Origin of the sequence: Pseudomonas sp. RIT-PI-a (assembly GCF_001187875.1) — a bacterium.
Taxonomy (GTDB): Bacteria; Pseudomonadota; Gammaproteobacteria; order Pseudomonadales; family Pseudomonadaceae; genus Aquipseudomonas; species Aquipseudomonas coleopterorum.
Genome location: NZ_LGIR01000028.1, coordinates 17,497 through 38,293, shown reverse-complemented (window position 1 = coordinate 38,293; position 20,797 = coordinate 17,497). Strand labels below are relative to the sequence as shown.

Below are 20,797 nucleotides of genomic sequence, written 5' to 3'. Positions count from 1 at the left end.
TTCTTGATCTCTTGGAGCACCACAGATGAATTTCACTGAAGGTTTCGAATCGGTCAGCGTCAACCAGGTCAGCAAGCACTACGGCAGCCTCAAGGCGCTGGACAACGTCAACCTCAAGGTCGAAGCCGGCGAGTTCATGTCGTTGCTCGGCCCGTCCGGCTCGGGCAAGACCACCCTGCTGAGCATCCTGGGCGGCTTCATCCGGGTCAGCTCCGGCAACATCCTGTTCGGCGAGCGCAACGTCACCCTGATGCCACCGCACAAGCGCGAGATCGGCGTGGTGTTTCAGAACTACGCCCTGTTTCCGCACATGACCGTGGGCGAGAACGTGGCCTTCCCGTTGCGCGCCCGCGGCGAAAGCGCGAGCAAGAGCCGCGACCGGGTCAAGCAGGCGCTGGCCACGGTCGAACTGGGCGGCTACGAAGAGCGTTCGATCGCAGCGCTTTCCGGCGGCCAGCGCCAGCGCGTGGCCCTGGCCCGGGCCATCGTCTTCGAGCCCAAACTGATTTTGATGGACGAGCCGCTGTCGGCCCTGGACAAGCAGCTGCGCGAAACCATGCAGATCGAATTGCGCGCCCTGCACAAGCGCCTGGGCGCGACCATGATCTACGTGACCCACGATCAGCGTGAAGCGCTGACCATGAGCGACCGCATCGCCATCATGCGCGGCGGGCAACTGGTTCAGGTCGACACCCCTCGCCGCCTGCACGATCACCCTTCGGACGACTTCGTCGCCAGCTTCATCGGTGAAAGTACCCTGGTGCCGTTGCAACGCGGCGCGGACAACGGCTTGACCCTGGGTGCCACGCCGCTGCGCACCACCCGGCCGGTCCCGGCTTCGGGCGATGTGTTCCTGGCGCTGCAGTCGGAAAAACTGCTGCTGGACAGCGCCAGCGCCGGGCCTGAGTGGAATCGCTTGAGCGGGCGGGTCGCCGACATCGTCTTTCAGGGTGAGAGCCTGAAAGTCTTCGTCGACCTGGACGGCGGCCCGACGGTCAGCCTGCGCCAGCCCAGCCACCACGAAGGCAACCTGAGCCTGCCGCCGATCGGCTCGCCAATGCTGATGCGCCTGCACCCCGAAGACCCCATCGTGGTGCCCCGCGCCGGGGTTTGAGGAGGCCAGTGCTGGCCCCTTCGCGGGCATGTGCAGGTCTTTGTGGGAGCGGGCTCTGCCCGCGAAGGGGCCAGCACTGACACCACACCACCCAAACAACCCAAACAACCGAATCTACCGCCCCACCCGCAAAAAACAGGCAAACACCCCACCACAGCCCGCAACTTCGGTGCTTGTGATTTGCGCCACTCCTTATCCTGATCACATCACCCGCCACGCTCGGCGCTCACGGAGATCGAGATGAATTCTGCACTGACCGAAAATCAACGCCTGCTTGCCCTGCGTGAACAACACGTTCCCCGTGGCATCGCCACCGCCCACCCGGTAGTCGCCGCGCGCGCCCAGGGCGCCGAGCTGTGGGACGTGGACAACAAGCGCTTTCTGGATTTCGTCGGCGGCATCGGCGTGCTCAACGTCGGCCACAATCACCCGGCCGTGGTCGAGGCGGTGCGTCAGCAGGTGGGCAAGGTGTCCCATGTCAGCTTCCAGGTAGCAGCCTACGAGACCTACATCGACGTGGCGGCGCGGCTCAATGCCCTGATCGGCGGGGACGAGCACTACAAAACGGTGCTGTTCACGTCCGGCGCCGAAGCGGTGGAAAATGCCATCAAGATCGCCCGCAGCCATACCAACCGGCCGGCGGTGATTTCGTTCCGCGGGGGCTTCCACGGCCGCACCCTTCTGGGCGTGACCCTGACCGGCATGAGCCAACCCTACAAACAGAACTTCGGCCCGTTCCCGGCGGAGATCTATCACGCCAGTTACCCCAATGCCTACCGCGGCATCAGCAGCGAGGACGCCCTGGCGCAGTTGCACGAACTGTTCGCCAGCGACGTGGCACCGGCCCGCGTGGCGGCGATCCTGATCGAGCCGGTACAGGGCGACGGCGGTTTTCTGGCCGCGCCGGTCGAATTCCTCCAGGCGCTGCGCGCACTGTGCACGCAACACGGCATCGTCCTGATCGCCGATGAGATCCAGGCCGGTTTCGGTCGTACGGGGAAAATGTTCGGCTTCCAGCATGCCGGTATCCAGCCGGATCTGGTCACCGTGGCCAAGTCCCTGGCCGGTGGCATGCCGCTGTCGGGCGTGGTCGGTCGGGCCGAGATGATGGATGCACCGACTCCAGGCGGTTTGGGCGGGACCTATGGGGGTAACGCCGTGGCCTGCGCGGCGGCACTGGCGGTGCTGGACCTGTTCGAACGTGAGGACCTGCTGGCCCAGGGCGAGCAACGCGCGTTGCAATTGCGCAAGGGCCTGCTGGCATTGCAGACACGCTACCCCCGCATCGGTGAAGTGCGTGGCCTGGGCTTCATGCTGGCGATCGAGATGGTCAAGGACGATGCCGCGCATAGCCCGGATGTCGACCTTACCCAACGGGTCATCGACGAGGCGCGCCATGCGGGGCTGCTGGTGATCAAGTGTGGTTTGTACCGTAACGTGGTGCGTTTCCTGGCGCCGCTGGTGACCACCGAGGAGCAGGTGGCAGAGGCCTTGCAGATGCTCGACAAGGCATTGGCAAAAGCCGGCGCCTGACTGTGGGAGCGGGGCGGGCGGCGCGCTCTTCGCGGCCACGGACCGCTCCTACAGGGATCAGGGCCAAACGTAGGAGCGGTCAGCGGCCGCGAAGAATGCGCCGCGGTACACCTGGCACACTGCGGCGACCTCTTCGCGGCCACGGACCGCTCCTACGCCGGAGAAGCTGTAGAAGTCTGCAGGGAAGCCACTCATACCGTCGCTCGGGAGCCAATCATGAAAGTCACACAGTACAAGGCGCTGGGGTTCTCCTATGCCACCCTGGTCGACCGTGAACGGGGCATTCTCGAAGGCCTGCGACCCCTGTCGGTGCAGAGCCGAACGCCCAGCAGCGACGAGCAACTGCTGCACGCCTATCGCGAGATCGCCCAGGAGCTGGGCCAGGCGGGCGGCAACGCCAGTGCCAGCGCTTTCCACGGCCAGCTGTACCAACGCATGGCGCACCGATTGCATGTGATTCCCGGCTGGGATGAAAGTGTTGCCTTCGGTAGCTCGTCAGCCCATTGGCCGATCTTCGAAGACGCACCCGGCGCCCTGCAATACCTGAGCAAGTTCTACCGGTTGATACTGATCGCCCCACCCCAGGGCATCGATGTCGGCGCCCTGACCCAACGCTTGCCGGTGGCATTCGATGCGGTCATCGAGCCTTGCAACGACGCCTGGCACAGCAGCCTCGCCAGCGAGCTGCAGCGCCTGGACCTGGAGCGTTCGCAGTTGCTGCCGGTGCGCAGTACCGAAACGGATGACCCATGGAACCTGCGTGTGGATTTTCCGGTGTGTACCCTGCACCGCGATCATCGCCAGCCATGGAATCTTTCGCCCCAGGCTCTGGACGGCAAGCGCTGTGAGTACGCCAGCCTTGCGGACCTCGCCCATGCCCATCAAACGGCATTGCACGCCTGAGGCCCACGTTCATGTTCTGACTTGACGAGGTTCACCCCATGGATGCTGCAACGAAACTGGATCGCATCGACATCAATATCCTGGTGCAACTGCAGAAGGACGGGCGCATGACCAACGTCAGCCTCGCCGAAGCGGTGGGCCTGTCACCCAGCCCCTGCCTGCAACGGGTCAAGCGCCTGGAATCGGCGGGCTACATCAGTGGCTATGAAGCGCACGTCAATCTGGCCAAGTTCGCCAGCTCCGTCACGGTGTTCACCGAGGTGACCCTGTCGGACCACAAGCGCGCCGATTTCGTGAAGTTCGAATCCAGCATCCGCAACATCGACGAGGTGCTCGAATGCCATTTGATCAGCGGTGGGTATGACTACCTGGTGCGGTTCCTGTGCAGCAGCATCCAGCACTACCAGGAATTGATGGAGTCGATCCTCGACAAGAACATCGGCATCGACAAGTATTTCAGCTACATCGTCATCAAGAGCCCGGTGCTCAAGAGCGCCGTGCCGTTGCGCAGTCTGGTGCGGGCGGTTTGACAGCCGCACCGCCAGCCAGCACACCCATCCCCTGTAACAGCGGCGCAAGCCGCGTCCGCTGGTCACACGGTCTCAACTCAATATGCAAAACACCTTGCGCACCGTCTGCGTGCTGGCCCAGGCATTGGTCGCGCCTGCCGGCACCACCACGACCTCCCCTGCGCTCACCGTGCACGCCTCGCCCTGCTCGGGCGTGAGGGTCATGGCGCCTTCCAGGATGAACATCAGCTCGCTGTAGCCCGGCTGCACCTGCTTGCGCGCATAGGCCTCGCACTGCCACAGACCGATGCGCAGATTGGCCGCGCTGAACAGCGTTTCGCTCCAGGCCTTGGGGGTCGGCGTGAGCAGCACGGTGGGTGCCGGTGGATCGCTGGGCGACAGTGATTGGGTGAAGTCGATCTTCAGCGGCGCGTTCGGCATGTCGTTGCTCGGCGGCAAACCGGGAAAGGCCATGAACAGGCGGCGCAACTGCCCCCGATGCTGCCAGCGCACCGCCACGCCACGGGGCACCACGAAACAATCGCCGGCCTTCAACCGCAGATCGAAACCCTCGCCTTGCAGGGTCAGCTCGCCAGCTTCCACGATCCCCAACTCGACCCAGGGAAAGTCTTCGATCAAGAGGTTGGCGCCGACACTGGTCGAGGCACCCACGGCATAACCCGTGCGCGGATCATGAAAATGCATGGTACGCCCGGCCGCCAGTGGGTCGTCCTGCAAGGCAAAGGCTGCCAGGGGCAATTGGCGGTCCGCAGGAGGTTGTAAGTAATGCAGGATCGGGGGCATAAGGCTCGTCTTCGCAATGAGGTTCGCGGCTCAGCGGCCGATGGCATCCAGCAGTTGTTGCCAACCGGCGGCCAGGCGTACACCGGGCGCGCGGAAGGCGTGCAGGGGAATGGGTTTGAAGGTATCGCCCGCCAGCAGCCCCAGCTGCACCGGCTCGCCGGCAGTCATGGCCGCCAGTTGCTTGCCCATGTAAGTGGACATCGCCACCCCGCCGCCGTTGTAGCCGATGGCATAGAAGCTGCGCGGGTCCAGCTGACCGGCGTGGGGCAGGTAATCGAGGGTCATGGCCACCAGGCCCGACCAGCGAAACGTCACGGGCTGGTCACGCAGAATCGGGAACACCACGCCCATGCTGCGTTGCAGGGTGGCGAAGGCACTGTCCGAATCATTTTTGCCGAACGCGCCGCGGCCACCGAAGATCAGCCGGTCGCCGACCACCCGGAACCAGCGCAGCATGCGCTTGGTGTCGCCACAGACCTGACCGCCGGGCATGAGTCTGGCCAGTACATCGGCGGGCAGTGGTGCGGTGGCGATGATGGCGCTACGAAACGGGATCAGTCGTCGATGCAGGGTGTCGGTCGCGGCGCTCTGGTCGGAATAGCCATTGGTGGCATACACCACCTGTTTGGCACTGACCCGACCCTGAGGCGTTTGCACGATCACCCGGTCGGCCTCTTGGCGAACCTGCAACGCCGGGCTGTTGATGAACATCTTCACGCCCCGTTCGTACAGGCTGTTGGCCATGCCACGGGCGTAGTTGAGCGGGTGGATGCCGCCCGCCTTCGGCGTCAGCAGCCCACCGTGGAAAATGCTCGATCCGGTCATTTCCCGCACCTGGGCGGCATCGATCATCCGTGACGACTCGCCGCCGGTTTCGCGCTTGATCCACTCGGCGGTGTTGCGCAGGCCGGTCAGGGCGAGCTCGTTGTGGGCCGCGGCGATGTGCCCACCCATGTGCAGCTGGGCGTCTTCGATGCCCAGGCTATCGACCATTTCCACCAGGCTGTCCACAGCGGCATAGCCGGTGCGGTACATGTGCAACGCGGTGTCGCGGTCGAAGCGCTGCATCAGGGCGGGAAAGCCGACGCGAAACTTGGGCGATACCACGCCACCGTTCCGGCCGCTGGCCCCCCAGGCCAGGGTATTGGCTTCCAGAATCAACGGCTCGCGACCGCTCAGGGCAATGTGATGCGCCGCCGAGAGCCCGGTGTAGCCGGCACCGACGATCACCACGTCGCACTGCCGGTCGCCCTGCAGCGCTTGCAGTGCCGGCCCCGGTCGGGCGGTGGCCGCCCACAAACTCTTCACAGTCATAGCCGGTTTCCACGAGAGGCGGCGCTCCAGATGAGCGCCGCGGTTGTCAGCCCAGTTCCTGCTCGACCGCGTCGGCCAGTTGCGCCAGCGAGGTGAAGTGGTAATGCGGCTTGGTGTGCTCGGATTCCAGGGTGCCGCCGCTGCCTTTCTGCGCGTGGCGACGCTCGATCCAGCAGGTCTGGTAGCCCAGACGCATCGCCACGCCGATGTCGTGGTACTGGCTCTGGGCGACGTGAAGAATCTCTTCGAAGACGATGCCCTGCGTGGCCAGCACGCCACGGGTGTAGGCGAAGAACTGCGGATCGGGCTTCTCGAAGCGCACGTCGTCGACCGTCACCCGCACATCGAAGGGCTCGTCAAGGGTCTTGGCCATGTGGTTCAGCGCCCAGATCTGCGAATTGGTGGTGGCCACCAGCTTGAAGTGCTTGTGCAGACGCTTGAGCGCTTCGACCGAGTCCGGGAAGGCGGGGAAGTTTTCCACGGCCAGGGCCAGGCCGCGGGCATATTCGTCGTTGTCCGGCAGGCCGAGTTTGCCGGCGATCAGGTGGTAGCAGCGCTCCAGGTCGTCCGGCCACCAACCCGAATCGGGCATGGCACGGGCTTCGCGGTAGGCCTTGAGAATGTCGTCGTCGCTGCACGCCTTGCCCGCTTCACCGGCCACTTCGCGCACATGGTTGAGAATGCCGGCTTCGAAATCGATCAGGGTGCCGACAACATCGAACGTCAGGGCTTTGAACTGCTTGAATGACATAGGGCGCTCCGCAGGATGAACCAAGGGAAGATGCTGGGTGTGGTTCAATTATCAGCCGGGTGAATCGCCATATGTTCTGTTTTGTCCTTACCTGAGGGCATAACCTACCGTTTTTCCCGCGATCGCGGCATACCTGGGTTCAAGACGCCTCGGCGATCTTTCCGGCCAGGTCCAGCTGAGGGTAAAGCAGGTCGATTCGCGCGATGTCAGCCTGCATCTCTTCGATGATCCACTGGCGCACGCTGTCGACGATCGGCCGGCTGGGACGGTTGGCCGGGGTCACCAGGCAGCAGCGCCGGGCACTGACGGTCACCGCATCGCCCACCGGCAGCAATTGCCCGTTGGCCAGGCAGTGCGACACCACGTTGAGCCAACCCAGTGCCATACCCTGACCGAGCAAAGCCGCCTGCACGACCACGGCATAACCGGAAAACACCAGGGCACTGTCGATCCGCCCGCCGTGGTCGAAAGGCGCGGCCCAGGCGCGGTCCTGGTTGTCCATGTGGATCAGCGCCGGGGCGGCGCCCTTCCCCTTGCCGCCCGGCACTGCGGAGCGGTATTGAGGGCTGCACACCGGCAGGGTGCTTTCCGGCAGAACCAGGCTGTCTGCGGCTTTGACGCTGCCGACGTCGAGGTAGCGCATGCCCAGGTCGACATCCATCAACGGCCCGCCGATACGCCCGGACATCAGCTGGTAGCGCATGTCCACCGAAGGAAAACGCTCGCTGAAACGGCTCATGCGCGGCATCAGCCAGTGAGTGGTGAACGCAGTGGAAACGGACAGGGTAATGGTTTCCATACCCGTGGCGCGGGCGGAGATTTCGCTGATGGCCGATTCGATGGTGTCGAAGCCTTCCTGGACCCGGCGATAGAGAATGGTCCCGCTTTCAGTGAGCCGCGCGCCGCCACGAACACGCTCGAACAGCTGCACCCCGAGATGATCTTCCAGCCTCGACAGCATGCGGCTGACCGCAGGCTGGCTGACGCACAGCTCGTCGGCCGCCCGGGTAAAACTGCCGCAACGCGCCGCCGCCTCGAAAACGAACAAGGAGCCGGAACTGGGCAGTTTTCTACGAAGATTGGACATGACCTGAGTTTATGCCTGGGAAAACTATTAGTAAATTGCCGTGACACTGAAACCCTTCCTATCCTGACCACGAGCCCGACACGTCGGCAACACACGCGGTATGCCTGACACACCGCACAAACCCAACCACGTGCGCGGTCCCCTGTAGCAGCGGCGCAAGCCGCGTCGGCGGCACACACGGTATGCCTGACACACCGCACAACCCCGGACGCGGCTCGCGCCGCTGCTACAGGGGTGGCGCAAGCCGCGTCGGCGGCACACGCGGTGCGCCTGACAGACCGCACAACCCCGGACGCGGCTCGCGCCGCTGCTACGGGTACGCACGGGCATCGTTTTTTTTCATCATGGGTGGAGAGCGATTTTGGACAACGCGTTGAAGTTCTATATAGACGGTCGCTGGGTCGAGCCCACCGGCGCGCGGCGCCTGGCGGTGATCAACCCGGCCACCGAGCAGGCCTTTGCCGAAATCGCCTTGGGTGAACAGGCTGATGTCGATGCAGCCGTTGCGGCGGCGCGGCGGGCCTTTGCCGAGTTTGCCTTTACCACTCCAGCCGAGCGCAAGGCGCTGCTCGAACGGATTCTCGAGTCCTTCATGGCCCGCTACGACGACATCGCCGCCGCCATCATGCAGGAAGTCGGCGCGCCGCAGGCCCTGGCCCATGACTGGCAGGCCGGCATCGGCAAGCGGCACTTGGAGCAGATGCTGCGTACCCTGGACAGCTTCGAGTTTCGCAAGAGCCGCGGCACCACGCTGATCAACCAGGAACCCGTGGGCGTAGTGGCCTTGATCACCCCCTGGAACTGGCCGATCAACCAGATCGCCTGCAAAGTGGCACCCGCCCTGGCCGCCGGCTGTACCCTGGTCCTCAAGCCCAGCGAAATCGCGCCGATCAACGCGCTCATTTTCGCTGAAGTGATGCACGACGCCGGCGTGCCTGCGGGTGTGTTCAACCTGATCAACGGCGACGGCCCCACCGTGGGTGCCGCCATGGCGAGTCACCCGGATGTGGACATGGTCTCGTTCACCGGCTCGACCCGGGCCGGCGTGGAAGTGGCGCGCCTGGCCGCGCCGACGGTCAAGCGCGTGCATCAGGAACTGGGCGGCAAGTCAGCGAACATCCTGCTCGACGATGTGGACCTGCAGGCGGCCGTGACGGCGGGGGGCAACGGCTGTTTCGGCAACAGCGGCCAGTCCTGCAACGCACCGACACGCATGCTGGTGCCCGCCGCGCTGCACGATCAGGCCGTGGCCATCGCTCGCCAGGCGGCATCGACCCCCCGAGTCGGTGCGCCCGACGATCCTTCGACAACCCTGGGCCCGGTCATCAGTGAGCGGCAATACCGGGCGATCCAGCGGATGATCGCCATCGGCATCGACGAAGGCGCGCAGTTGGTCTGTGGCGGCCTGGGCCGGCCAGCCGGTCTGGGCACTGGCTACTACGTGCAGCCGACGATCTTCGCCAGGGTGGATGCGCAGATGACCATTGCCCGCGAAGAGATCTTCGGCCCGGTGCTGGTGATCCAGCCGTATGCCGATGAACAGGACGCGGTGCGCATGGCCAACGACAGCGTGTTCGGGCTGGCGGCGTACGTACAGTCAGCGAGCCTGGAGCGCGCTCGCCAGGTGGCCTTGCAGATGCGCGCCGGGAGTGTCTACATCAACTACCCAAGCTGGGATCCCGCAGCCCCGTTCGGGGGTTACAAGCAGTCCGGCAATGGCCGCGAATATGCCGAGTGGGGGCTGGAAGCGTTTCTTGAGGTGAAGGGAATCGTCGGCTGGGGGATCTGAAACACCGCGGCGTCCTTTTCGCGGCCACGGACCGCTCCTACGGTTCATTGCAAGCCAACTGTAGGAGCGGTCATCGGCCGCGAACCAGGCACCGCAAGCCATCTGAAGAAATGCGGTGTCACCCAGCCTTGATCAGATCCGCGATGCGCTCGGCGATCATGATGGTCGGCACGTTGGTGTTGGCGCACGGAATCGCCGGCATCAGCGACGCATCGCACACCCGCAATCCCGTCACGCCGATCACCCGCCCATCGTTCAAGGTCACGGCTTGGGGATCGTCCGCCCGGCCCATGCGGCAGGTACCCGACGGATGCCAGGTGCCACCCACGTTGGCTCGCACGAATTCGCTCAATGCTCGATCGTCGGCCAACAGCTTTTCCAGGGTGAACCCTTGGGTCACCAGGCCACGCACCACCCATCCGCGCAAGGGGCCGGCAATGTCCAGCAGCAGGCTCAACACCCCGCGCTGCAAGGCATTGAAGCGTCCCGGCATGGCCACCTTGGCCACCCTTGGCGAATAGCTCGATGGAAATACCACGGAGCGCAACGGGTCCAGGCCCGGTGCCGACAATGTCTCGGCGCCCATGCGCAGGGCCTGCTTCAAACGCTGCAGGTCGCGTGCTTCGGACAGCATCGAAAAACGGACATCCGGTTCCTGCAACGGATCCAGCGACGTCACCTGCACCCGTCCGCGCGAGTAGGATTTATTCACCCAGAAGAACATCGTGCCCAAACGGTAACCCACCGAATGCCAGCCGGAACGCGAGAGGATCGCCCCGTGCATGTCACCCGGCACGGTGCCCGGCAGCCCGGATGAAAAACGCACGATCGCCTGTTCGTGATGCTCGTCGACGTGCGGCGTGCGGCCCTGGGTGGTCAGCAGCGCCGACACGGCGATCGACGGATGCTCCATCAGATTGCCGCCCACGCCTGGCCGGTCGGCCACCAGCGGCACGCCCAGGTCCAACAATTGGTCCAGCGGTCCGACCCCGCTGCGGATCAACAGCGCCGGACTGTGGATGGCCCCGGCACAGACGATCACCTCTGCCGCGTGCAGCTCCTCGACCGCGCCAGCCCGATCCAGCACGCGGGCGCCGACGGCCTGCGTGCCCTTGAACAACACACGGTCCACCACACACTCGGTACGCAGCGTCAGGTTGGGCCGCGCACGAACCTCGTCGGTGAGGTAGCACACCGACACCGGAATCCGCTCGCCCTGCTCGCTCACCCCGATCGCGCCGACGTAGACGCCGTCCTGCCACTCTCCGTTCTGGTCCGCCCGAGTGGGCAAGCCACGGGACGCCAACACCCCCATGACCCCCTTGACGAAGGGCGACAGGAACGCCGGTGGCGTACGCCGGATGCGCACCGGCCCGGCATCACCGTGCAGGGGTCCGGTGAAATCACAGTCGCTTTCCAGTTTGCGAAAGTACGGCAGGCAGCTGTCCCAGCTCCAGCCCTCGGCGCCCAGCCGTCCCCACTCATCGTAGTCGTCCGGCGCACCGCGGTTGGTCATCAGCGCGTTGATCGCCGAGCCACCCCCGAGCAGGCGCGCCTGCTCGTAGCGACGGCTGCCCTGGGCGGCCATGCGCGCGGTCAGGCGCTGCCAGATGTTGCGTACATCCAGATAGGCACGACCGGGGTACCGGCTGGCAATGGCCGCAGGCATCTTGCCCGGCGCAATGTCACGCCCCGCTTCCACCAGGCACACACGCTTGTTCGGGTCTTCGGACAGCCGCGCGGCCAGCACGCAGCCCGCACTGCCGCCGCCGAGAATCAGATAGTCGATCACGCTTGCGGCCGCCTTACTGGACGAATTTCAACCAACGGTCCTTGGCGGCAATGCCTTCGGCCGACGACCACCACTCTTCGGACATCAGCGCCTGCTTGGCGGCGTTTTCCGGCGAGCTCGGCAGCTCCTTGCCCCGTTCGGCGCTGAGCTTGCCGGTGGCGAAGGCAGCCGGGTTGCCTGGCCCGTAGTCGATGTACTTGGGCAGGTCGGCCTGCAGCTCGGGCGACACGGCGGTGTCGACGAACTTGACCGCCTGGGCCAGGTTCGGCGCGTTCTTGAGGATGCACAGCTGGGTGTTCTGCAAAATGCCGTCGTTGTAGGTGAAGTCGACATCGGCGTTGTCTTTCTTCACCGCACCCACGCGGCCGTTCCAGATCATCAGCATGTCCACTTCACCGTCATTGAGCAGCTGCGCCGACTGCCCGCCCGAACTCCACCACACAGCAATGTCCGGCTTGATCTGGGCCAGGCGCTTGTAGGCGCGGTCGACGTCCAGCGGATAGAGCTTGTCGCGCGGCACACCGTCGGAGATCAGCGCCGCTTCGAGGGTGCCCATGGGGTCGTTGCGCAAGGCGCGGGTGCCGGGGAAGTCCTTGACGTTCCAGAAGTCGGCCCAGCTCTGTGGCACCTTCTTCAGGATCTTGGTGTTGTAGCCCAGTACCGAGGAATAGAACTCATAGGCCACCGAATACGGCGTGCGATAGGCTTCGGGCATGCCCTTTACGTTGGGCATCTTCGCCAAGTCCAGCGGTTCGATCAGGCCTTCGCGGCCGCCGCGGAGGCAGTTCGAAGGTGGGGTGTCGATCACGTCCCACACCGGCTTGCCGGTTTCGCCCTGGGCCTTGACCATGGGCCAGGCGTCCGGAACGCTGTCCTGCTTGATGGTGATACCCAGCAGTTTGGCGGCCGGGTCGAGGATGGCCTTGGTTTGCGCTTCCTGGTAGACGCCACCTTGGGAGACGAAGGTAATCTGCTCGGCCTGAGCGGTCGTTGCGCACGCCATGGCCACGTACAACAGGGATAGAACAGCACCGAAAGACAAGGTTTTCATGGCAAATCATCCTGTAGTTAGATTAATTCGGCAGCGACAAAAACCTCGACGGGTAACCCATGTTTGCACCGGTTCTGTATTTTTGTTCGACCGAGCGGGATCGCTGGAAGGTACAAGACGAAAACCCAGGACGACAATGCATCATTAGTCAGTATCACCATGATTTCAGGTTATGAATCCCAACCCCGGCACACCCCCTGTAGCAGCGGCGCAAGCCGCGTCACCAACACCGCGGTACACCTGACCCACCGCATACACCCCAAACGCAAAACGAGCCCCTGTAGCAGCGGCGCGAGCCGCGTCACCGACGCCGCGGTACACCTGACCCACCGCATGCAGGCCGGACGCGGCTCGCGCCGCTGCTACAGGACGCAGGTGCCGGTCAGCCGTGTTCCAGCATGGCGAACGGCAATCGTTGGCCAAGCGCCTCGCGCAGGTAATGCACGAAGGCGACGATGCGCTGGGGCGTGTGACGCCGTTGCTGGTACACCGCGTACACGTCGGCCTGCGGCGCCTGGTGGTCGGTCAGCAGCGCCTGCAACCGGCCACTCTCCAGATGCGCCTGCACATCCCAGCGCGAGCGCAGGATCACACCGTGACCGTCCAGCGCCCAGCCCAGCGCCACCTCGCCGTCATTGCTCGACAGCGTCCCAGTGACCTTGTGCGCATAGTCGCGGCCGTCCTTGTGAAAGCGCCAGATGGCGTAATCGCTGCCAAACTGGCGCAGCACGATGCAATTGTGCGCCGCCAGATCGGCCACCTGGGTCGGTGCAGGCATGTTCTCAAGGTATCCGGGCGCCGCGCACAGCACCCGCGGATTCTCCAGCAGACGGATGGCGATGAGCCGTGAATCGGGCGGCTCGCCCATGAACACACCCAGGTCGAACTGATCGTCGAGCAGACTCATCGGCTGGCTGCTCAGCTCCAGGGAAACCCCCAATTCAGGATGCAGGTGCGCAAATGCCGAGACCACCAGGGCCAGGTGCCTGCGGCCAAAGCCCAGGGTGGCATTGATCCGCAACCGGCCATGCAGCGTCGGCTGACGCGTACCCAGCGCACTTTCCAGTTCATCGAGCTGGCGCAAAATCGGCCGCCCGCCCTCCAGGTACAGCTCGCCTTCGGGGGTCAGCGACAAGCGTCGCGTCGTGCGTTGCAGTAACTGCACGCCCAGGCGCTGCTCCAGCTGGCTCAGACGCTTGCTCACCGCCGGCAGTGAAAGACCCAAGTGGCGCGCGACGTCGGTCAGGCTGGCGCGAGTCGCCACCTGCTGAAAGAAGCTCAGGTCATCGATCATGCTCATGGATTGTTTACCTGAATCTAAGAATGGCTTAACCGGCAGGCCAATTATTAATCCTTGAACACTGATTACACTGAGTCCACAGGTTCATCAACCCATGCATCAATGACATGCATCAATGACTGGAGTGCAGCATGAGCAAGTCCACTTACAAGATCGCGGTGATCCCCGGTGACGGCATCGGCAAGGAAGTCATGCCCGAAGGGGTTCGCGTGCTCGACGCCGTGGCCGCCCGCCACGACCTGCACTTGCAGTGGGACTGGTTCGACTTCGCCAGTGCCGATTACTATCTGGCCCACGGCAAGATGATGCCCGATGACTGGTTCGAGACGCTCAAGGGCTACGACGCGATCTACTTCGGCGCCGTGGGCTGGCCCGATGTGGTGCCCGACCATGTTTCGCTGTGGGATTCGCTGCTGCAATTCCGCCGCGAGTTCGACCAGTACGTCAACCTGCGTCCCTGCCGCTTGATGCCTGGGGTCAAGGCACCACTGGCCAATCGCAAGCCTGGCGACATCGATTTCTGGGTGGTGCGCGAGAACACCGAAGGCGAGTACTCCAGCGTAGGCGGCAAGATGTTCCCCGGCACCGACCGCGAGATCGTTCTCCAGGAAACGGTGATGACCCGCGTTGGCGTGGATCGCATTCTCAAGTTCGCCTACGACCTGGCGCAAAGCCGACCCAAGAAACACCTGACCTCGGCGACCAAATCCAACGGCATTGCCATCACCATGCCGTACTGGGACGAACGCGTGGCCGAAATGGGCAAGCAGTACCCGGACGTCAACGTCGACAAGTACCACATCGACATTCTCACGGCCAACTTCGTGCTGCATCCGGACTGGTTCGATGTGGTGGTGGCCAGCAACCTGTTCGGCGACATCCTCTCCGACCTGGGTCCGGCCTGCACCGGCACCATCGGTATTGCGCCGTCGGCCAACATCAACCCGGAGCGCACCTTCCCCAGCCTGTTCGAACCGGTGCACGGCTCGGCGCCGGACATCGCCGGCAAGGGCGTGGCCAATCCGATCGGGCAGATCTGGTGCGGCGCCATGATGCTCGAACACCTCGGCCATCCGGAGGCTGGTGCGGCGGTTCTGGCGGCCAACAAAAAGGTCCTGCCCTTGGGCCCTGAACAGGCGCCCCTCACCGCCGATATCGGCGGCACCGGTACCCCCCGCGCGTTGGGCGAGGCCATCGCCGCCGCCTGCTGACGCCGCAGTACCCCTGTGGGAGCGGGCTCTGCCCCCGAAACAAGCGCTGCGATACCTCTGACGCACCCCAGCCCCCCTGTGGGAGCGGGCTCTGCCCGCGAAACAGGCACCGCAGTGTTTCAGGTATACCGCAGTGAAGCCTTCGCGGGCAGAGCCCGCTCCCACAGAGCCCCCCTCCCACAGAGTCCTGCTCCCACACGGCACCGCTCTTACGGACGACTGTTCTGTTTGACCCGCTCGATTCGGGAGAATGTTGCGCCGCGATCTGGCATCGTCGGTGTAAACCCCGATGGTCCATGAGAGCCCGCCTTATGACGCTGCTGTTCAAAGTCCCCGACGAGCGTGCGTCGGCCTGGAAAGCCTTGTTCGCCGAGCACGCACCGGATATCCCCCTGCGCTTCTGGCCGGACATCGGCGACCCGGCGCAGGTGCGCTATTTCGCGGCCTGGCAGCCGCCTGCGGACCTGTATGAGCGGTTCCCGCACTTGCAGGTAGTCTTCGCCACCTCGGCGGGGGTCGACCAGTTCGACCTTGCCCATGTGCCTGCATCGGTCAGCGTGGTGCGCATGCTCGACCCCGGCATCGCCCAAGGCATCATCGAGTACGTCGGCTTCGCCGTGCTGGGCCTGCATCGACAGATGCCAACCTACCTGCAGCAACAGCGCCAAGGCGTATGGAAGACCCATCCACTGCAGGCCGCCAGCAAGCGTCGGGTGGGTGTGATGGGCCTGGGCAACCTGGGCCAGGCGGCATTGGAAGCGCTGCGTCCGTTCGGCTTCGCCTTGAGTGGCTGGTCACGCACACTCAAGACCCTCCCGGACGTGCGCTGCTACGGCGGCCGCGAACAGTTGCCGGAGTTCCTGGGCAACTGCGACATCCTGCTGTGCCTGTTGCCCCTGACCAGCGACACGGCCGGCATCCTCGATGCCCGGACATTCGCCGCGCTGCCCGCGGGCGCGAGCCTGATCAACCTGGGCCGTGGTGGTCATCTGGTGGAAGCCGACTTGTTGGCGGCGCTGGACTCGGACCATCTGGCCCATGCAATCGTCGATGTGCTGCAAGAAGAGCCGCCACCCAGCGATCACCCCTTCCTCGACCATCCGAAAATCTGGCTGACCCCGCACATCGGCGCCATGACCGATCCGCACTCAGCCTTCGAGGTGCTGCTGGAGAATATCCGCAGGCATCAACGAGGTGAGGTCATGGTCGGTCTGGTGGAACCGGGCGCCGGCTATTAGCGGCAAACCCGTGGCAGCCACATACCGGGCTGCCACAGGTCAAGCGCTTCAGTGCTTCTTCGGCGTGCTCGGATTGATCATCCGCGACAGGCCCAGATTCTTCAGGGCCAGCTGCAGCGAGCTGTGGATAACTTGCGGGTTGTCGATCTTGCTCAACTGGGCCAGCAGTTCCTTGGCCTTGCTCAGGTTGACCTGACGCAGCATCCACTTCACCTTCGGCAAGTTGGTGGCGTTCATCGACAAGCTGTCGAAACCCATCGCCATCAACAGTATCGCGGCAGCCGGGTCGCCGGCCATTTCGCCACAGATGCTCACCGGCTTGCCTTCGGCATGCGCCTCGGTGACCACATGCTGCAGAGCCTGCAGCACGGCCGGGTGCAGGTAGTCGTAGAGGTCGGCCACGCGTGGGTTGTTGCGGTCCACGGCCAGCAGGTATTGGGTCAGGTCGTTCGAGCCCACCGAAAGGAAGTCGACCTGGCGCGCCAGCTCCTTGGTCAGGTACACCGCCGCCGGAATCTCGATCATCACACCTACCGGGGGCATCGGCACGTCGGTGCCCTCGTCGCGCACCTCGCCCCAGGCCCGGTGAATCAGGTGCAGGGCCTCTTCCAGCTCGTGGGTACCGGAGATCATCGGCAACAGGATGCGCAGGTTGTTCAAACCCTCGCTGGCCTTGAGCATGGCACGGGCCTGCACCAGGAAGATTTCCGGGTGGTCGAGGGTCACGCGGATGCCGCGCCAGCCCAGGAACGGGTTCTCTTCCTTGATGGGGAAATACGACAGCGACTTGTCGCCGCCGATGTCCAGACTACGCATGGTCACCGGCAGCGGGTGGAAGGCGGCCAACTGTTCACGGTAGATGGCCAGCTGTTCCTTCTCGCTGGGGAAGCGCTGGTTGATCATGAACGGCACTTCGGTGCGGTACAGGCCCACGCCCTCGGCGCCGCGCTGCTGCGCACGGGCCACATCGGCCAGCAGACCGGTGTTGACCCACAGCGGCATGCGGTGGCCGTCGAGGGTCACGCAGGGCAATTCGCGCAGGGCGTCGAGGCCCAGCGCCAGTTGCCGCTCCTCCTCGACCACATCGGCGAACTGCTTGCTGAGGATGTCGCTGGGGTTGGTGTAGACCTCGCCGTGGTAGCCATCGACGATCATCTTGATGCCATCGACCTTGGAGTACGGCAGGTCGACCAGACCCATCACCGTCGGAATGCCCATGGCACGCGCGAGAATGGCGACGTGGGAGTTGCCCGAGCCCAGGACCGACACCAGGCCGACCAGCTTGCCTTCGGGCACCTCGCCGAGCATCGCCGGCGACAGTTCTTCGCTGATCAGGATGGTGTTGTCGGGGTAGACCAGGGTTTGCTGACGCGCCTCCTGCAGGTAGGCGAGCAGGCGCCGCCCCAGGTCCTTGACGTCGGAAGCGCGCTCGCGCAGGTAGGCGTCGTCCATCAATTCGAAACGGTTGACGTGCTCGGTGACGACGTGGCGCAGCGCACCCTGGGCCCATTGCCCGGTCTTGATCACGTTGGTCACTTCGCTGCCCAGCGAAGCGTCGTCGAGCATCATCAGGTACACGTCGAACAGCGCCCGCTCTTCGGGGCGCAGCTGGGTGGCCAGTTTCGCCGACAGGGTGCGCATGTCGTTGCGCACGCCTTCCAGCGCGTTCTGGAACAACGCCAGTTCGGCATCGATGTCACTGACACTCTTGTCGGGCACCACGTCCAGGTCGGCCGGCGGCAGCATGACCACCGCGGTCCCCACGGCCGCGCCGGGCGAGCCGGGCACGCCGACGAAGCGCGCTTCCTGGATGCCCTTGCCCTGACGTCCCAGGCCACGGATCGAACCGGTGGCTTCGGCGTGGGCGATCACCCCCGCCAATTGCGCGCTCATGGTGACCAGAAAGGCTTCTTCGCCCTCGTCGAACTGACGCCGCTCCTTTTGCTGGATCACCAGCACCCCCACCACGCGCCGGTGGTGAATGATCGGCGTACCCAAGAACGACGCGTAGCGTTCCTCGCCGGTTTCGGCAAAGTAGCGATAACGCGGGTGGCCGGCGGCGTTTTCCAGGTTGAGCGGCTCTTCGCGCGTGCCCACCAGGCCCACCAGGCCTTCGTTGGGGGCCATGCTGACCTTGCCGATGGAGCGCTTGTTGAGGCCTTCGGTGGCCATCAGCACGAAGCGATTGGTTTCCAGATCCAGCAGGTACACCGAGCAGACCTGGCTGCCCATGGCTTCCTTGACGCGTTGCACAATGATCCCCAGCGCCGACTTGAGATCCTTGGCGGAGTTGACTTCCTGGACGATCTTGCGCAGCGTATTGAGCATGGCTCGGGGTCGAACTCCGTCGTCAGTCGCGCGAGAGAAGGCGCGGGGCTAGCTCTTTGAGCGCGCGTCTGTAGACCTCGCGCTTGAATGTCACCACCTGGCCCAGCGGGTACCAATAGCTGACCCAGCGCCAGCCATCGAACTCGGGTTTGCCGGTCAGGTCCATGCGCACGCGCTGCTCGTTGGACACCAGGCGCAGCAGGAACCATTTCTGTTTCTGGCCGATGCACAACGGTTGGCTGTGCGTGCGCACCAGGCGTTGGGGTAGACGATAACGCAACCAGCCGCGGGTGCAGGCAAGTATTTCTACATCCTGGCGTTCCAGCCCGACTTCTTCATTCAGCTCGCGGTACAAGGCCTCTTCCGGCGTTTCCTGAGGGTTGATACCCCCTTGCGGAAATTGCCAGGCGTCCTGATTGATACGCCGAGCCCATAGCACCTGACCGGCGTCATTGGTGAGAATGATGCCAACGTTAGGGCGAAAACCATCGGGGTCGATCACGGCAACAACCTCGTAAACGCATGTTCTGGCATTGTTCCACAAAGCCTGTGAAGGCAGCAACGACGCCGCGTAGCTTATGTGCACGCATGTGAAAAGTCCGTATTCTGTGGGCCTTTTCCCCATTTAATGCGAGTCATTTCATGCGCCTGGCCCTATTCGACCTCGACAACACGCTGCTCGGCGGCGACAGCGACCATGCCTGGGGTGATTATCTGTGCGCCCGCGGCATTCTCGATGCCGACACCTACAAGGCACGCAACGACGAGTTCTATCAGGACTACCTGGCAGGCCGTCTGGACTTGAACGAGTACCTGAACTTCACCCTGGAAATCCTCGCGGCGACCGACGTGGCGCAACTGGATGAATGGCATCGCGATTTCATGCGTGACTGCATCGAGCCGATCATGCTGCCCAAGGCCGCCGCCTTGCTGCAACAGCATCGTGACGCGGGTGACAAGCTGGTGATCATCACTGCCACCAACCGCTTCGTCACCGGCCCGATCGCCGAGCGCCTGGGCGTGGAAACGCTGCTGGCCACCGAAGTGGAAAGGGTCGACGGCCGCTACACCGGTCGCAGCTTCGATGTGCCCTGCTTCAAGGAAGGCAAGGTCACGCGCCTGAACCGCTGGCTGGAAGAGAACGGCTACGACCTGCACGACAGTTATTTCTACAGCGACTCGATGAACGATCTGCCACTGCTGGAGCAGGTGACCCACCCGGTGGTCGTCGACCCGGACCCCCGCCTGCACGAAGAAGCCAAACGCCGCGGCTGGAAGGAAATCTCCCTGCGCTGATAACTGCTCACTGCTCGTTGCTCAATGCTCTCTGTGGGAGCGGGCTTGCCCGCGAAGAATCCGCCGCGGTCTGTCTGATCCACCGCGAGGTTCTCTTCGCGGGCAGAGCCCGCTCCCACAGGGATCGTGGCCAACCGTAGGAGCGGTCATCAGCCGCGAAGAATATGCCGCGGTCTGCCTGATACACCGCGGCGCTCTTTTCGCGGGCAGAGGGCTCAGCCGCCCGCCCCGCTCCTACAGGAATCAGGGCCAACCGTAGGAGCGGTCATCAGCCGGGAAGAATACGCCGCGGTCTGCCTGACTGCGCAGCCTCAGGCAGGCTTGGTCACCATCAGCCCGATGATCGACAGCAGCACCACCACTGCCACGGTCGCAATGATCAAGACATTGCGCCGTTTGGCCGCAACGACGACCTCATCGAGCCCTGTCGCCAGACGCAGGCGATTCACCCGGTTGATCAGCAGCAGCCAGACCCCACCGCCGATCACATACAACACCGCGGCAGTGAGAATCCAGGTTTGCCCCAAGGGCCAGCCGACTCGGTGCACCAGCCACCAGCCCGTCACTGGAAAACTCACCAGGCTCACGGCCATGACCACCCAGGCGTACACCCAGGGCCGTTGCAGGGTACTGGCGAAGGGCAGCCGGTCGCCGCCCTTCCAGCTGCGCCAGGCACGGTAGATGACGGCCGCCACGCTGCCCAGCAGCACGACCGTGGCAGCGACGTGAAATACTTTCAGAATCGCCAGGCTTTCCATGACGCGTGATCCCTATGGG

18 protein-coding genes are annotated in these 20,797 nt (G+C 64.1%); 8 read left to right on the top strand and 10 right to left on the bottom strand.

Going from position 1 to position 20,797, the window contains the following annotated elements; genetic code table 11:
* Window positions 1-25 precede the first annotated feature (25 nt).
* The 4 genes from AC788_RS16130 to AC788_RS16115 all read left to right on the top strand — a co-directional run bounded on the left by AC788_RS16130 (window position 26) and on the right by AC788_RS16115 (window position 4,080).
* Window positions 26-1,114, top strand: a complete 1,089-nt coding sequence (locus AC788_RS16130) for an ABC transporter ATP-binding protein (RefSeq protein WP_049861592.1) — start codon at window positions 26-28, stop codon at window positions 1,112-1,114.
* A 240-nt stretch (window positions 1,115-1,354) separates the two neighbouring features.
* A complete protein-coding gene (gene gabT / locus AC788_RS16125; RefSeq protein ID WP_049861591.1) occupies window positions 1,355-2,647 on the top strand; it encodes a 4-aminobutyrate--2-oxoglutarate transaminase in 1,293 nt (430 codons plus the stop codon).
* A 216-nt stretch (window positions 2,648-2,863) separates the two neighbouring features.
* A complete protein-coding gene (locus tag AC788_RS16120; RefSeq protein WP_049861590.1) occupies window positions 2,864-3,550 on the top strand; it encodes a hypothetical protein in 687 nt (228 codons plus the stop codon).
* Between the two features lie 38 nt (window positions 3,551-3,588).
* A complete protein-coding gene (locus AC788_RS16115) occupies window positions 3,589-4,080 on the top strand; it encodes an Lrp/AsnC family transcriptional regulator (RefSeq protein ID WP_043191751.1) in 492 nt (163 codons plus the stop codon).
* A 72-nt stretch (window positions 4,081-4,152) separates the two neighbouring features.
* Here AC788_RS16115 and AC788_RS16110 read toward each other — a convergent pair whose 3' ends face one another.
* From AC788_RS16110 to AC788_RS16095, 4 genes are all read right to left on the bottom strand, one after another.
* Window positions 4,153-4,818 (bottom strand): cupin domain-containing protein, encoded by a 666-nt coding sequence (locus AC788_RS16110; protein ID WP_236690535.1) that lies wholly within the window; start codon window positions 4,816-4,818, stop codon window positions 4,153-4,155.
* A gap of 75 nt (window positions 4,819-4,893) precedes the next feature.
* The gene (locus AC788_RS16105) at window positions 4,894-6,177 is read right to left on the bottom strand and encodes an NAD(P)/FAD-dependent oxidoreductase (RefSeq protein ID WP_049861588.1); all 1,284 of its coding nucleotides are present in this window, start codon (window positions 6,175-6,177) and stop codon (window positions 4,894-4,896) included.
* A gap of 46 nt (window positions 6,178-6,223) precedes the next feature.
* Window positions 6,224-6,928, bottom strand: coding sequence for an HAD-IA family hydrolase (locus AC788_RS16100; protein WP_049861587.1), 705 nt, complete (start codon window positions 6,926-6,928; stop codon window positions 6,224-6,226).
* Between the two features lie 139 nt (window positions 6,929-7,067).
* Entirely contained in the window at window positions 7,068-8,015 is a 948-nt protein-coding gene (locus AC788_RS16095; RefSeq protein WP_049861586.1) for a LysR family transcriptional regulator, read from the bottom strand.
* A gap of 361 nt (window positions 8,016-8,376) precedes the next feature.
* Between AC788_RS16095 and AC788_RS16090 the strand changes: the two genes are divergently transcribed.
* Complete coding sequence (locus tag AC788_RS16090; RefSeq protein ID WP_049861585.1) at window positions 8,377-9,804, top strand: aldehyde dehydrogenase family protein; 1,428 nt, start codon at window positions 8,377-8,379, stop codon at window positions 9,802-9,804.
* Window positions 9,805-9,922: 118 nt separating this feature from the next.
* Here the strand turns inward: AC788_RS16090 and AC788_RS16085 are convergent, their stop codons facing one another.
* The 3 genes from AC788_RS16085 to AC788_RS16075 form a co-directional block, all read right to left on the bottom strand.
* Window positions 9,923-11,596: a GMC family oxidoreductase gene (locus AC788_RS16085; protein WP_049861584.1), complete on the bottom strand. Its 1,674-nt coding sequence runs from the start codon at window positions 11,594-11,596 to the stop codon at window positions 9,923-9,925.
* Between the two features lie 13 nt (window positions 11,597-11,609).
* On the bottom strand, window positions 11,610-12,647 hold the full coding sequence (locus AC788_RS16080) for an ABC transporter substrate-binding protein (protein WP_049861583.1): 1,038 nt from the start codon (window positions 12,645-12,647) through the stop codon (window positions 11,610-11,612).
* Window positions 12,648-13,029: 382 nt separating this feature from the next.
* The gene (locus AC788_RS16075) at window positions 13,030-13,947 is read right to left on the bottom strand and encodes a LysR substrate-binding domain-containing protein (RefSeq protein ID WP_049861582.1); all 918 of its coding nucleotides are present in this window, start codon (window positions 13,945-13,947) and stop codon (window positions 13,030-13,032) included.
* 131 nt (window positions 13,948-14,078) lie between these two features.
* Here AC788_RS16075 and AC788_RS16070 point away from each other — a divergent pair, with 131 nt between their 5' ends.
* Together AC788_RS16070 and AC788_RS16065 are read left to right on the top strand one after the other, a co-directional pair.
* Window positions 14,079-15,158 carry a tartrate dehydrogenase gene (locus AC788_RS16070; RefSeq protein WP_049861581.1) on the top strand — a complete coding sequence of 360 codons (1,080 nt, stop codon included), beginning with the start codon at window positions 14,079-14,081 and terminating at the stop codon, window positions 15,156-15,158.
* Window positions 15,159-15,469: 311 nt separating this feature from the next.
* Window positions 15,470-16,396, top strand: a complete 927-nt coding sequence (locus tag AC788_RS16065; RefSeq protein WP_049861580.1) for a 2-hydroxyacid dehydrogenase — start codon at window positions 15,470-15,472, stop codon at window positions 16,394-16,396.
* A 48-nt stretch (window positions 16,397-16,444) separates the two neighbouring features.
* Here AC788_RS16065 and ptsP read toward each other — a convergent pair whose 3' ends face one another.
* Both ptsP and AC788_RS16055 read right to left on the bottom strand, forming a co-directional pair.
* Entirely contained in the window at window positions 16,445-18,724 is a 2,280-nt protein-coding gene (ptsP, locus tag AC788_RS16060) for a phosphoenolpyruvate--protein phosphotransferase (protein ID WP_049861579.1), read from the bottom strand.
* 22 nt (window positions 18,725-18,746) lie between these two features.
* Complete coding sequence (locus AC788_RS16055; protein WP_043191776.1) at window positions 18,747-19,226, bottom strand: RNA pyrophosphohydrolase; 480 nt, start codon at window positions 19,224-19,226, stop codon at window positions 18,747-18,749.
* 140 nt (window positions 19,227-19,366) lie between these two features.
* Here AC788_RS16055 and AC788_RS16050 point away from each other — a divergent pair, with 140 nt between their 5' ends.
* The gene (locus AC788_RS16050; protein WP_049861578.1) at window positions 19,367-20,020 is read left to right on the top strand and encodes an HAD family hydrolase; all 654 of its coding nucleotides are present in this window, start codon (window positions 19,367-19,369) and stop codon (window positions 20,018-20,020) included.
* 311 nt (window positions 20,021-20,331) lie between these two features.
* On the opposite strand, the gene AC788_RS16045 is transcribed toward AC788_RS16050, so the two are convergent.
* The gene (locus tag AC788_RS16045; protein ID WP_049861577.1) at window positions 20,332-20,778 is read right to left on the bottom strand and encodes a DUF2269 family protein; all 447 of its coding nucleotides are present in this window, start codon (window positions 20,776-20,778) and stop codon (window positions 20,332-20,334) included.
* Window positions 20,779-20,797 lie beyond the last annotated feature (19 nt).